The organism is Halostella limicola, assembly GCF_003675875.1.
In the GTDB taxonomy this organism is placed as follows: domain Archaea; phylum Halobacteriota; class Halobacteria; order Halobacteriales; family Natronoarchaeaceae; genus Halostella; species Halostella limicola.
The window spans coordinates 146,158-158,841 of sequence record NZ_RCDI01000001.1 but is presented as its reverse complement, the minus strand read 5'-3'; the positions used below and the strand labels follow the sequence as shown (position 1 = coordinate 158,841).

Sequence of the window (12,684 nt, the reverse complement as noted above, 5' to 3'; positions counted from 1 at the left end):
GCGGTTAGCTATAGCGACGGGCAGTTGGGGCCGAACACCGTTCTCGGCCCGGTAGTAAAACCTCGGACTCCGGCCGCTCCCCCTGGGGTTGTACCGTCAACATACACTCCGTTCTAGTCGAGGTTCGGTGACTACGCCAGTCTCGCTGATCGAAGGCGGCTCTCGGGAGCCGCTATCGCCGATCATGTGGTGAAGAGCGTCGATATCGGTCTCGATAAATCTCATATGGCGATACGAAAGAAGACGAAACGAGACGCGATCCGCTGTCCACGGAAAGGGGAGAAATCGCCGGGTTGCGTCGTTCAGTCTCGGAGGGCGCCCCCGATCGCACCGGCGATGGCGCTGTCGAGCGCGAACAGGAGCGAGAGAAAGAGGACGACGACCGTCAGCCCCGCGCCGCCGACGACTGCGTTGACCGGTTCCGTGACGGTCAGGCTGAGCAGCGACGTCCCCACGAAGACGAAGACGGCGATGATGAGGCCGCCGATGGCCCCGGCCAGCAGGCCGTGCCACGCGCCGCTCCCGAGGCCGCCGCCGGCGAGGTAGCCGGCGAGGAAGCCGCCGACGAGGCCGCCGCCGATCTGGCCGATGATGGGGAGCGCGAGGCCGACGGTCGCGATCACGAGACCGACGAGGAAGCCGACTCCGACGGCTCGCCAGTCGGTCATCGGTCGGTCACCCCGGTCGCCCTGCTGTCTGTCGCCGAACGCGGTCGGTAGGATGGCATCACCGCGCCTAGGTGCGGCGAACGTATTGTTATTGAGCGAGTAGTCCCGCTAAGGCCGGACTACGAGAGCTGTTCACCGACGATCTCGTCGACGCGCTCGACGAACTCTTCCCGCGTCCCGTCGGGGATGGTCGCGCCCGCGGCGACGTTGTGACCGCCGCCGTCCCCGCCGACCGCGCGGGACGCCTCCGTCATCGCGGTCGAGAGGTCGAGGCCGCGCCGGGTCATCCCCGGCGTCCCGCGCGCGGAGACCTTCACCTCGCCCTCCTCCTTCTCGGCGAAGGCGACGATCGGCCGGCCGCGGTCGATGCCCTCCGTACCGACGGCCATGCCGGCGACGATGCCGACGATGGTCTCGCGGATCTCGCTCCCGGCGTCGAACCACTGAACGTGCTCCTCGCGGGTGACGCCCTCGTCTTGCACCCACTGGAGCCCCTCCGAGAGGTTCCGCCGGTGGTTCGAGAGGAGGGTCTGCGCCCGGTCGAGCGCTCCGTCGCGGTCGCCCAGACAGACCGCGAGGCCGACGTCGGCCCGCTCGTAGCGGGCGGTCGCGTTGAGCAGCGTGGAGAACTCGCTCGCGTCGCGGAGTTCGGTGCCCGCGGGTTCGGCCGTGAGGGTGTACGTCGTCCCGAACAGGGCGTCGATCTTGTTCGGGCGGACCCCCTTGTCGATGGCGTGCTGGAGCAGGGCGTTCGTGAGCGTCTGTTTCTCGTCGCGACTCAGGTCCACCCAGCAGCGCCAGTCGCCCCCCGATTTCAACTCCAGACCGAGGTCGTCGAGAAAGCGGAGGGCCCCGTTCCGGTCGTTGGAGATGCCGGGGATCCGAACGTCGGTCGCGTACTCCAGTAGCTTCGGGAGCGGACGGGTCTGCTTCCCGTAGAGCGCGAGGTCGGTACCGGTCTCCAGGGCGCCGGCGGCCTCGCCCTCCGTGACGATCTTCCGGTTCGCACCGACGAGTTCGCCGTCGCTCGCCTGCATGTCGCCGACCGCGCCGACGACGGCGAGGGCGGCGAGGTCGCGGTTGTCCCCGTCCGCGGGCTCCAGCGCGCGGGCAAGGACGTAACTCGCCCCCGCGCCGGAGAGCTCCGACGACCCGTCGAGGCCGAACAGGAGGGGGTTCAGGTGGAACTCGGTGTCGACGTCGGCGGGCCGGTGGTGGTCGGCGATCACGGGCGTGAAGTCGCCGGCGGCCTCGTGCTCGGCGATGATCCCGAGTTGACCGCTCCCGAAGTCGGTGAACAGGACGGTGTCGTAGTCGGTGGCGGCGATGCTCGCGATCTCTTCATCGTCGAGCTGCTTGCTGAACACCGTCTCGAAGGGGATCCCGGCCCGCTCAAGCGCGCTCGCGGCGACGGCCGCGCTCGTCAGGCCGTCGGCGTCGATGTGCGAGGCGAGCAGCACCTCGTCGGCGGCGCGCAGTCGCTCCGCGCAGGCGGCGGCGCGGTCGGCCATCTCCGGGACGGGAGCGTTCATCGCCATCGGGTTGGAGCCCCCTCTGGGTTAAACCTGCGGTCCGCTCACTCGCGGTAGGACGGGGCCGCCCGCTCGACGACTGCGGTCGCGAGCGCCTCGAACGCGGCCCTGTCCGGCACCGCGTCGACGCCGATCCCGCGGTTCTCCGCGGTCTCCCTGGTCGGCTCGCCGATGGCGCCGACCACGGCGTCGTTCAGGCCCTCGACCGCTTCCTCGCGGACCCCGCGCTCCGCGGCGGCGTCGAGGAAGTGCTCGACGGTGAGCGAGGAGGTGAAGAGGGCGGCGTCGAGGTCGCCCGCCGCGCCGAGTTCGGCGGACTCGCCGCTCCCCTCGGGTCTGACGAGGCGGTACAGTACCGTCTCGTGCACGTCCGCGCCGGCGTCCGCGAGGCCGTCCGTGAGTACGTCGCTCCCGTGGTCGCTCCGGGCGACCTCGACGCGCTCGCCCGCGACCTCGTCCTCCAGCGCGGCGACGAGGCCGGACGAGGAGTACTCCTCGGGGACGACGTCGACCGTCCACCCGGCCTCGCGCATGGCGCGGGCGGTGCGCTCGCCGATGGCGACGATGGTCGCGTCGCCCGGCGTCCACCCCTCGTCGGCGACGAGTTCGACCCCGGTCTTGCTGGTCATGACGACGTAGGGCGCGTCCTCGGGCGTCGCGCCGGTCGGCTCGACGGCGAGCATCGGGTCCGGCACCGGGTCGGCGCCCAGCGACTCCAGGAGTTCGACGGCCTCGTCGATGCGCTCGTCGCCGGGGCGGAAGACGGCGGCGCGCACGTCGCGGGTCACGCGCCGTCCCCCCGCAGTGCCGCCTCGGCGTCACTGTCCTCGCCGCCTCGGCCGCGCAGGAACTCGACCACGCGGTCGCGGGACGCGGCCACCTCGCCGATGACCGTGATGGCGGGCGGTTCGATCCCCGCCTCGTCGCGGGCGTCGACGATGGTGTCCAGGGTGCCGGTCGCGACGCGCATGTCCGGCCAGGTACCGCGCTCGACCAGGGCGACGGGGGTCTCGGGACCCTTGCCGGCGTCGCGGAGCGCGCGGGCGTAGTCGGGGAGCCTCCCGACGCCCATCAGGACGACGATGGTGCCGCCGGTGTCCGCCAGTGCCTCCCAGTCGACGGCCGACTCCTCCTTGGTCGGGTCCTCGTGGCCCGTGACGAACGAGACGCTGGAGGCGTGGTCGCGGTGCGTGACGGGGATGCCCGCGACGCCCGCCGCCCCGACGGCGGAGGTGACGCCCGGGACGACCTCGAACGGGACGCCGTTCTCCGCGAGGTGTTCCATCTCCTCGCCGCCGCGGCCGAAGACGAACGGGTCGCCGCCCTTCAGGCGGACCACGTCCTCGCCCGCCTCGGCGAGGTCGACGAGGCGCTGGTTGATCTCCGACTGCGGCGTGCGCTCGCCGCCGGCGCGCTTGCCGACGTCCTCGCGCTTCGCCTCGGGGATGTTCTCGATGATCTCCGGGCCGGGGAGCTTGTCGTGGAGGACGACGTCGGCCTCGTCGATCAGGCGCGCGGCCTTGACGGTCAGCAGTTCCGGGTCGCCGGGGCCGCTCCCGACGAGGTAGACGGTGCCCGTCATTCCTCCTGGATCTCCCGCTTCGCCTCGGTCTCCTCCTCGCTCTCCCGGCGCGCCGCGGCGATCAGGTCGGCCGCGCCGCGGTCGGCCAGATCGCGGGCGAACTCCCGCGCGGCGCGGGCGTGGTCCTGCACCGGCAGGTCGCGGGTCGCCGTCACGCTCTCCTCGCCCTCGCGGTCGAACACCTGCACGGCGGTGTGGACGTACTCGCCCTGGATGACGGCGTGGACGCCGATCGGGGCGACGCAGCCGCCGCCCAGCTCCGAGAGGACGGAGCGCTCGACCGTCGTCTCGACGCGGGTCCGCGGGTGGTCGAGCACCGTGTGGAGGTCCTCGGCGACGTCGCCGTCCAGCGCCGTGACCGCGAGCGCGCCCTGGCCGGGCGCGGGGACGAACTCGTCGGTCGGCAGCCGCTGGTACTCGACGTGGTGGGCTAGACCGCTACGTTCGAGGCCGGCCTCGGCGAGGACGATGGCGTCGTACTCGACCTCGACCTCGCGCTCCAGCGCGCGGCGCTCGATCTCGGAGAGGTCGTTGAACCACTCCTCGACTCCCTGTTCGTACGGGAACTGGTAGTCGTCGTTTCCGGCGTTGCCCTTGCGTTCCTTCTCCTCCTCCGTCCGCTCCTCGTGTTCGCGCTGGAGGCTCGGCGCGAGCAGTTTCTCTATCCGGGTGTCGACGTTGCCTCGCAGGGGTTCGACCGTCAGGTCCGACCGGGCGTTGCGGATCTGCGCCCCGCGGCGGAGGCTGGACGTGCCGACGGTCGCGCCCTCGGGCAGTTCCTCCAGCCGCCGGCCGTCCGGCGTCACCAGCGCGTCGCCCGGCGCCGCGCGCTCGGGGACGCCGGCGACGATCAGGCCGTCCGGCTGCTCGGTCGGCATGTCCTTCATCGAGTGGACGGCGGCGTCGACCTCGCCCTCGACGATCTGCTCGTCCAGCGCCCGGACGAACGCGCCGGTCTTGCCGAGTCGGTGGATGAGCTCGTCGCTCACCCTGTCGCCCTCGGTCTCCACCTCCACCAGTTCCGCGTCGAGCCGGCGGTCCGAAAGCGCCGACTTCACCGTCGCCGCCTGCCGCATCGCGAGGTCGGAGCCCCGCGTTGCCAGGCGGATCGTCCCGTTCTTGCTCATACCCCCCTCTCGGCGTTCCTCCTTGAAACCCCCTTCGTCACGCGGTCCTCGCAGGTGACAGGACGCCTCGCGGGGAAACAGCGCTCCGCCGACCGGTCAGGGGACCCCGACGTGCTGGTGTCGCCTGTACAGGTAGTACGCCGACAGCGGGACGGCGAACGCGAAGGCCGTCGACAGCGCGCCGACGACGCCGACCAGCGCGTACAGCACGGGGTCCGGGTCCCACCCGACGCCGGCGTCCGCCACCGCCCCCGCGTCGAGGTACAGCGCGACGGGGTAGGCGGCGGTGAGGAGCGTGCCAGCCGTCCCGAACAGGAGCATCCCGAGCAGCATCGGCGCGAACGCGAACGGCATCCCGCCGCCCGGCATCGGCATCGCCGCCGGTCCGAACTCGCCGGCGCCGAGCAACGCCCAGGCGATCATCCACCCGACGAAGGCGGTGACGAACAGGCCGAACAGCGGCACTATCGCGACGACGTACCACCAGTTCGAGTCGACGCGCGGACGAGCCGAGAGGGACGCGGAGGGATCGCGGGCGGCCATACCCGAACCGACGCGGTTCCGGTCCATAAAACGACGGCCAGCGCGAGCGCGCGGCGCTCCGTCGCGCCGCGTGCGAGCGTTCCGGGAAGGGCAGGCGAGCGGAGTAACGAGCGTACGGCGGCGGAGCCGCCGTTTCTCCGCGCGAGCGGAGCGAGCGCGGCCTTTTTTGGACGAGATTTTTTGGCCGAGCGGTCGCCGAAGGCGACCCGAGGCGAAAAAAGGTCGTCTAGAAGTCCACGTTCGTCTCCATCCCCTCGGTCGCGTCGTCGAGGCCGTCCTCCTGAACGTCCTCCGTCATGCGGGTCGCGAGGTCGCTGTCGGCGAGGATGCTGTCGAACTCGTCGCGGTAGCGGTCGTTGGCCTGCCGGGACTCGGTCTGGGCCTCGACGACGCGGCGGTAGCGCCGGACCGTCGACTCGCTGACGTCGAACTCGTCCGCGAGGTCGCTCGTGGCGGGGTCGTCTGTGAGTCGCCCCCGGAAGTCGTCCAGGTCGAACGGGGCGTCGCGGTCGCGCTCGCGGACGAGATGCAGGTCCATCCGGGCGCGGAAGACCGTCTTGCGCGAGGCGTCCAGTTCGCGGGCGATGTCGGCGTCGCTGGCCTCGTCGTAGAAGAGCTCGACGAGGTCACAGAGGTCGTCGTCGGAGAGGTCGGTGCCGAACGCGTAGCGCTCGCGCATGCTGTCGACGACGCTCTCCAGGCGCTCGCGCCGCCCCTCCCCCTGGTCGGTGAGCGACCCCCGGGTCTCCTCCTGGGACTCGGTCACCGTGTCCTCGTCGGTGACGTCCATGAAGATGTCGCGGAGCTCCTCCGTCTTTTCGTCCATTGGAAGGACGTTGATTCGTCCGCTACATAAAAGCTTGTTGACGACAGATAGTCGTCAACCCGGAAACCGGACGAGGTAAACCAGTGCGTTCTTTGTGGGGCCGCCGCGACGAAGGGGTATGAGCACTGACACCGATTCGGTCGACCTGGTCGACGACCTCACGGTGGGGTACATCGCGCAGGCGGCGCTGATCGCCGCGTTCGTCGGCGCGGGGGCGTACGTCTCGTTCCCGATACCGTTCTCGACGGTCCCGGTGACGCTGCAGGTGCTCGGCGTCTTCCTCGCCGGCATCGTGCTGGGGCCGGTGTGGGGCGTCGTCTCCCTGCTGCTGTACCTGACCGTCGGGGCGATCGGCGTTCCCGTGTTCGCCGGCGGCGGCGCGGGGCTGGGGACGCTGTTCGGGCCGACGGCCGGGTACCTCTGGTCGTACCCGATCGCGGCCGGCCTCATCGGCGCGGTCGTCCACCGCGGCACCGACCTGCGCGACCCCGCAGACGCCTCGCTGCCGGTGCTGGTCGGCGCGCTGGTCGCCGGCACGGTGGTCATCTACGCGCTCGGCGTCGCCGGTCTCGTCGCTATCGCCGGCTACGGGATCGAGGGCGCCGTCAGCGCCGGCGCGCTGGTGTTCGTCCCCGGCGAGGTCCTGAAGATCGTGGTCGCGGCGGCGGTCGCCAAAAGCGGCGCGCTGCCGACGCGATGATCGCGGTTCGGGACCTGATCCACCGTTACGGCGCCGAGACGGCGGTCGACGGCGTCTCGCTGACGATCGACGGCGGCGAGTTCGTCGTGCTCGCCGGCGCGAACGGGAGCGGGAAGACGACGCTGGTGCGGCACTTCAACGGCCTGCTGACGCCCGACGAGGGCGAGGTACTGGTCGACGGCGTGCCAGCGGAAGCGGACCTCGTCGCCGCGCGCACCCGCGTGGCAATGGTGTTTCAGAACCCGCGGGACTGCTTCGTCGCGGCGACCGTGGGCGCGGACGTGGCCTTCGGCCCGGAGAACCTCGGGCTGGATCGTGCGGCGATCGACCGCCGGGTCGCGGACGCCCTGGCCGCGGTCGACATGGACGGCCGCGGGGACGACCGCATCGACGAACTCTCCGGCGGCGAGCAGGAACGGGTCGCCGTCGCGGGGGCGCTGGCGATGGCGCCCGACCACCTCGTGTTGGACGAGCCGTTCACCGGGCTGGACGAGCCGGCCAGGACCTCGCTGCTGGAGCGTCTGGACGCGCTCCACGCCGAGGGGACGAGCGTCGTCGTCGTCACGCACGACCTGCGGGACGTGCGATCGCTGGCGGACCGCGTGGTCGCGCTGGCGGACGGCCGGGTGGTCGTCGACGCCGCCCCGGACGAGGCCGCCGCCGAACTGTCCGCACACGGCGTCCGCGTGCCATGGTGACCTACGAGCCCGGCTCGTCGCTCGCCCACGGGTTCGATCCGCGGGCGAAGCTCGCCTTCCAGATCGGGATCGCCGCGGCGGCGTTCAGTCGAGGGTCGCTCCGCGGGCTCGCCGCGGTGGCGCTCGTCGCGCTGGCGGCGCTCGCGGCGGCGCGGCTCTCGCCGGTGCGCGCGCTGGTCGCCTTCCGCTTCCCGCTCCTGCTGCTGGCACTCTCGCCCGCGATCGCGGCGGTCCGTCTCGGCCCGCCGTGGGTCGACCCGGCGGCGGCCGCCGAGGCGGCGTTCGCGAGCGCCCGCGTCGTCCCGGTCCTGCTCGTCAGCGCCGCCTACGTTCGCACGACGCCGGTCCGGGAGTCCCGGGCGGCGCTCCAGCGCGTCGTCCCCGGCAAGGCGGGACGGGTGCTGGGCGCGGGGACGGCGATCACCGTTCGCTTTTTCCCCGTCCTGCTCGCGGACCTGCGGCGGATCCGGGAGGCGATGGCCGCACGTCTCGGCGAGGAGCGCCCGCTGCGCGACCGGATGCGGATCGTCGCGACCGCGGGCGTGGCGCGGGCGTTCACCCGCGCCGACCGGCTCTCGCTGGCGCTCCGGGCCCGGTGTTTCGCCTGGAACCCGACGCTGCCCGCGCTCCGGTTCCGCCGGCGGGACGCCGCCCTCTGTCTGGTCGCCGGGGCACTGGCCCTTTCTCCACTGATATAAACTATCTTCGGGTTCTAGATTTGACGGGGACGTGACGGGGGTGACGGGCGGAGAGCGGTAACAAGATTTAAGCGGCCAGTCTCCGCGTGATCGTACATGACATTCGTGGCCCAGGCGGAGGACGCGGTCACGCGGGAGACCTTCTGGACCATCAGCGAGGTCGGCGAGGTCGTGTTCTACTACCTCGCTGCCGTCGCAATCCTGATGTTCCTGTACGGGGTCTACGCCCGCTTCGCCCGCTACGCCCGCGGCACCGAGGACTGGTTCGAACGACTGAACGACCTGCCGGGGCGGGTCGTCGCGGCGACAAAGATCGTCTTCTCTAACCAGAAGCAGTTCGACAGGGACCTCTACGGCGGTCTGATGCACGCGTTCATCTTCTGGGGCTTCCTGACGCTCCTGATCGGGACGACGATCCTCGGGATCGACATGGACGTCGCCCGGAAGATCGGCGACTCGTTCTGGACGGGCGATTTCTACCTGGCGTACTCGCTGACGATGGACGCGATGGGCCTCCTGTTCGTCGTCGGCGTCGGGATGGCGGTCTACCGCCGCTACTGGGTCCGCAACGAGCGCCTCTGGGGCAAGCACACGGGCCGCGAGGACGACTTCTTCATCTGGACGCTGTTTCTCCTCGGCGTCGGCGGCTACGTCGCCGAGGGCCTGCGCATCGTCGGCACCGGCTTCCCCGAGTTCGAGACGGTGAGCTTCGTCGGCTGGTTCGTCGCCGACGTGTTCGTCCTCGCCGGGATGAACGAGTCGATGGCGACCGACCTGTACTGGTGGGCCTGGTGGTCCCACGCCGTCCTCGCGCTGGCGTTCGTCGCGTCGGTGCCCTACGCGAAGCCGTTCCACATGATCTCCTCGTACGCGAACGTCGTCACGCGCGACGAGAAGGCGGGCAAGCGCCTGCCGGGCGTCCCCGACGACGCCAGTCCCGAGGAGATCGGCTACAGCGACGTCGAGGACTTCTCCTGGAAGGAGGTCCTCGACCAGGACGCCTGCACGAAGTGCGGGCGCTGCTCGTCGGTCTGTCCGGCGAAGGCCTCTGACCGCCCGCTCGACCCGCGCGACGTGATCCTCGACCTGAAGTCCTACCGCGAGGCCGTCGAGGCCGGCGAGACCGAGGAGAAGCCCATCGTCGCCGACGGCGGCGCGAGCGTCATCGACAGCTCGACGATGGAGTCCTGCATGGCCTGCATGGCCTGCATGGACGCCTGCCCGGTCGAGATCGAGCACCTGAAGCAGTTCACCGGGATGAACCGTCGCCTGACCGAGTCCGGCGAGATGGACGCCAACGTCCAGGACGCGATGATGAACGTGTTCCAGCAGGGCAACACGTTCGGCGACCCCGACCGCAAGCGCCCCGACTGGGCCGAGGACCTCGACTTCGAGGTGCCGGACGCCCGCGACGAGCCGGTCGAGTACGTCTGGTACGTCGGCGACTATCCGAGCTACGACGAGCGCAACCAGCGCATCGCCCGCGCGCTCGCGACCGTCTTCGAGCACGCCGGCGTCGACTACGGCATCCTCTACGAGGACGAGCAGACCGCCGGCAACGACGTCCGACGCGTCGGCGAGGAGGGCCTCTACGAGATGCTCGTCGAGGACAACGCCGCCGCCATCCAGGACTGCGAGTTCGATAAGATCGTGACGACGGACCCGCACGCGTTCAACACGTTCATGAACGAGTATCCGGAGTTCGACGCCTGCGAGTGGGAGGCCGACGACGTGTTCCACTACACGCAGGTCGTCGACGAGCTCGCGAGCCGCGGTGCGCTCGACCTGAACGGGTCGGAACTGGACTACACCGTCACCTACCACGACCCCTGTCACCTCGGCCGGTACAACGACGTGTTCGAGGCGCCCCGCGACCTCGTCCGCGCGACGGGCGCGGACCTCTACGAGATGCCGCGCAACCGCTCTGACTCGTTCTGCTGCGGCGGCGGCGGGGGCGGCCTCTGGATGGACTTCGACGAGGACCCCAAGCCCAGCGAGGAACGCCTGCGCGAGGCGCTCGAAGACACCGACGCCGGCGGCGCGGTCGAGAAGTTCGTCGTCGCCTGTCCGATGTGCGCGACGATGTACGAGGACGGCCGCAAGACCGGCGGCTTCGAGGACGAGATCGAGGTCGTCGGCCTGACCGAACTGCTCGCCGAGGCGATCGGGCAGGAGGAGCGCGTCGCCGCGGCGGCGTGAGGACGTAGCGTTCGCTCGAAGACCCATCTCCGCGGCGACGGCGCGTCGCCGCCGTCACCGGAGCGGGCACCGACCGACGCACCGGTTTGACTCGGACTACCACACCTGCCCAATCTTTACTATCGCACTTTCTGAACGACTCGTATGGGCGATCTGGACAGGGAGAACCGGGAACTGTGGGACTCCTGGAGCGACGACCACCAGGCGATGTGGAACGCGGAGACGGACGAGGGCGACCTCCCGCCGGTGTATTCTCCCCTGCCCGACGCCGAATCGCTGGCGGACTGGCAGGCCGAACGACTCCCGGGGCGCGGGAACCTGGACTTCGTCGAACTCGGCTGTGGCGGCGGCCAGGGAACGGTGGGCGCCGCCAGCGAAGGGGTCGGGACCGCCGTCGGCGTCGACTTTTCGTCCCGACAGCTCCAGCACGCGAGGCGGTTGCGGAACCTGTACGGCGTCGAGGCCGAGTTCGTCGCCGGCGACGTCTCGGACGTGCCCCTGGCCGACGACGCCTTCGACCTGGCGCACTCGGGGTTCGTCTACTTCATGGTCGAGGATATCGAGGCGGCGTTCGGGGAGGCCCGACGCGTGCTCCGGGAGGGCGGCCTGTTCGCGTTGGACGTCCCACATCCGGTCCACGAGCTGTTCGATCCGGACACGCTGGCGTTCGAGCGGAGCTACCACTCCACCGGCCCCCGCCGGGACAAGAACGACGAGGTGCTACACGAGGACATCGTCGTCTTCGATCGAACGGTCGGCGAACTCCACAACGCGCTCGTCGACGCCGGCTTCGCGGTCAAGGACGTCTGGGAGTGGCCCCAGAGCGACGACCCGGAGGACTACGACGACGACGCGGAGAGCACGTCGCCGGAACTGAAGGCGATGGTGCCCCGAACGCTGGGGTTCTGGGCGGTCGCGGAGTAATCGTCGGCGGGCCGCCGTCGCTGTGAGCCGACGGCCGCGAACGCCGCTCACTCGAACGCCGCTTCCCACTCGTCGCGCAGGACGCCGAAGTACACCATGTCGACGTACTCGCCGTTCACGTTCTCGGCCTCGCGCATCACGCCCTCCTCCCGCATCCCGCACTTCTGGAGGACGCGCTTGGACGGCTCGTTCGTCGCCAGCGCCCGGCCGCGGACGCGGTGGAGGCGGAGCTCCTCGAAGGCGTAGCGCACCAGCAGACGGGCCGCCTCTGTCATGACGCCGTCGCCGTGAACGTCCGGCGTGAGCCAGTAGGCGATCTCGGCGTGGCCGTCCTCGATGTCGAACAGCGAGACCGTGCCGAGGATGTCGCCGTCGCGGGGACCGTCGCTCTCGGCGTCCTCGAAGCGCCGCGCGCCGTCGTCGACGCAGACGGCGAGTTCGACGGTGTCGTCCTCGGAGATGTGTTCCTCGAAGTGCTCGCGGGTCGTCTCCGCGTTCGTCGGCGAGGCGCTCGTGAGCGGGCGGCGGACCCGCGGGTCGTCGATGTTGTCGCGGATGAACCCCAGGTCTTCCTCCTCCACCGTTCGGAGGGTGACGCGCTCGCCGCGGAGGAAGGCGGCGCCGGGCATCACCGCACCCCCGTCCGCTCCCACTCGTCCTCCAGCAGGCCGTAGAAGTGGGTGTCGACGTACTCGCCGCCGACGAACTTCTCGTCGCGCTGGACGCCCTCCTCCGTGAAGCCGAGCGTCTCCAGGAGGGCGCGGGAGGCGGTGTCGGTCGCCAGCGCCCGGGCGCGGACGCGGTGGAGGCGGCGCTCGTCGAACGCGTAGTCGAGCAGGAGCGCGACGGCCTCCGTCGCGTACCCCTCGCCCTGCGCGTCGGGGCTGGCCCAGTAGGCGATCTCGGCGTGGCCCGCCGAGTCGTCGACGTGGAACAGCATGACGTAGCCGACGGGGTCGCCGTCGACGCAGGCGAGCAGGGCGACGTCGTCGCCGTCGTACATGTCCTCGAAACGCTCGCGCTGCCGTTCGAGGTTCGACGGTCGGTCGAACGTCATCGGGCGGCGGATCGCCGGATCGTTGCTGTGGTCCCGCAGGAACTCCAGGTCCTCCTCCTCGACGGTCCGGAGGTTCACGCGGTCGCCGGAGAGAAACGTTCCGCCTGGCATGCTTCCGACGATTCCCCCC

General features: G+C 70.6%; 14 protein-coding genes. 5 read left to right on the top strand and 9 right to left on the bottom strand.

Annotation, left to right across the window (positions count from 1 at the left end; genetic code table 11):
* Positions 1–302: 302 nt before the first annotated feature.
* The 7 genes from D8670_RS02035 to D8670_RS02005 all read right to left on the bottom strand — a co-directional run bounded on the left by D8670_RS02035 (position 303) and on the right by D8670_RS02005 (position 6,278).
* Positions 303–668: a DUF5518 domain-containing protein gene (locus D8670_RS02035; RefSeq protein WP_121816440.1), complete on the bottom strand. Its 366-nt coding sequence runs from the start codon at positions 666–668 to the stop codon at positions 303–305.
* 119 nt (positions 669–787) lie between these two features.
* Positions 788–2,200, bottom strand: a complete 1,413-nt coding sequence (locus tag D8670_RS02030) for a RecJ family nuclease (protein WP_121817535.1) — start codon at positions 2,198–2,200, stop codon at positions 788–790.
* Positions 2,201–2,244: 44 nt separating this feature from the next.
* Entirely contained in the window at positions 2,245–2,988 is a 744-nt protein-coding gene (locus D8670_RS02025; protein ID WP_121816439.1) for a uroporphyrinogen-III synthase, read from the bottom strand.
* Positions 2,985–3,782, bottom strand: coding sequence for a uroporphyrinogen-III C-methyltransferase (gene cobA, locus D8670_RS02020; RefSeq protein WP_121816438.1), 798 nt, complete (start codon positions 3,780–3,782; stop codon positions 2,985–2,987). The genes D8670_RS02025 and cobA overlap by 4 nt, the downstream gene beginning before the upstream one ends.
* Complete coding sequence (gene hemC, locus D8670_RS02015; RefSeq protein ID WP_121816437.1) at positions 3,779–4,909, bottom strand: hydroxymethylbilane synthase; 1,131 nt, start codon at positions 4,907–4,909, stop codon at positions 3,779–3,781. Before hemC ends, cobA begins: the two co-directional genes overlap by 4 nt.
* A 96-nt stretch (positions 4,910–5,005) precedes the next feature.
* Positions 5,006–5,452 carry a hypothetical protein gene (locus D8670_RS02010; RefSeq protein ID WP_162994120.1) on the bottom strand — a complete coding sequence of 149 codons (447 nt, stop codon included), beginning with the start codon at positions 5,450–5,452 and terminating at the stop codon, positions 5,006–5,008.
* Between the two features lie 226 nt (positions 5,453–5,678).
* Positions 5,679–6,278, bottom strand: coding sequence for a conditioned medium-induced protein 4 (locus D8670_RS02005; protein ID WP_121816435.1), 600 nt, complete (start codon positions 6,276–6,278; stop codon positions 5,679–5,681).
* A gap of 118 nt (positions 6,279–6,396) precedes the next feature.
* Between D8670_RS02005 and D8670_RS02000 the strand changes: the two genes are divergently transcribed.
* The 5 genes from D8670_RS02000 (at position 6,397) to D8670_RS01980 (ending at position 11,497) form a co-directional block, all read left to right on the top strand.
* Complete coding sequence (locus tag D8670_RS02000; protein ID WP_121816434.1) at positions 6,397–6,978, top strand: biotin transporter BioY; 582 nt, start codon at positions 6,397–6,399, stop codon at positions 6,976–6,978.
* Entirely contained in the window at positions 6,975–7,676 is a 702-nt protein-coding gene (locus D8670_RS01995) for an energy-coupling factor ABC transporter ATP-binding protein (protein WP_121816433.1), read from the top strand. The genes D8670_RS02000 and D8670_RS01995 overlap by 4 nt, the downstream gene beginning before the upstream one ends.
* Complete coding sequence (locus D8670_RS01990; RefSeq protein ID WP_121816432.1) at positions 7,670–8,374, top strand: energy-coupling factor transporter transmembrane component T family protein; 705 nt, start codon at positions 7,670–7,672, stop codon at positions 8,372–8,374. The genes D8670_RS01995 and D8670_RS01990 overlap by 7 nt, the downstream gene beginning before the upstream one ends.
* 96 nt (positions 8,375–8,470) lie before the next feature.
* Positions 8,471–10,573 (top strand): heterodisulfide reductase-related iron-sulfur binding cluster, encoded by a 2,103-nt coding sequence (locus D8670_RS01985; RefSeq protein WP_121816431.1) that lies wholly within the window; start codon positions 8,471–8,473, stop codon positions 10,571–10,573.
* Between the two features lie 144 nt (positions 10,574–10,717).
* Positions 10,718–11,497 (top strand): class I SAM-dependent methyltransferase, encoded by a 780-nt coding sequence (locus tag D8670_RS01980; RefSeq protein ID WP_121816430.1) that lies wholly within the window; start codon positions 10,718–10,720, stop codon positions 11,495–11,497.
* Positions 11,498–11,544: 47 nt separating this feature from the next.
* On the opposite strand, the gene D8670_RS01975 is transcribed toward D8670_RS01980, so the two are convergent.
* Together D8670_RS01975 and D8670_RS01970 are read right to left on the bottom strand one after the other, a co-directional pair.
* Positions 11,545–12,150, bottom strand: a complete 606-nt coding sequence (locus tag D8670_RS01975) for a GNAT family N-acetyltransferase (RefSeq protein ID WP_233752176.1) — start codon at positions 12,148–12,150, stop codon at positions 11,545–11,547.
* The gene (locus D8670_RS01970) at positions 12,126–12,665 is read right to left on the bottom strand and encodes a GNAT family N-acetyltransferase (protein WP_121816429.1); all 540 of its coding nucleotides are present in this window, start codon (positions 12,663–12,665) and stop codon (positions 12,126–12,128) included. Before D8670_RS01970 ends, D8670_RS01975 begins: the two co-directional genes overlap by 25 nt.
* Positions 12,666–12,684 lie beyond the last annotated feature (19 nt).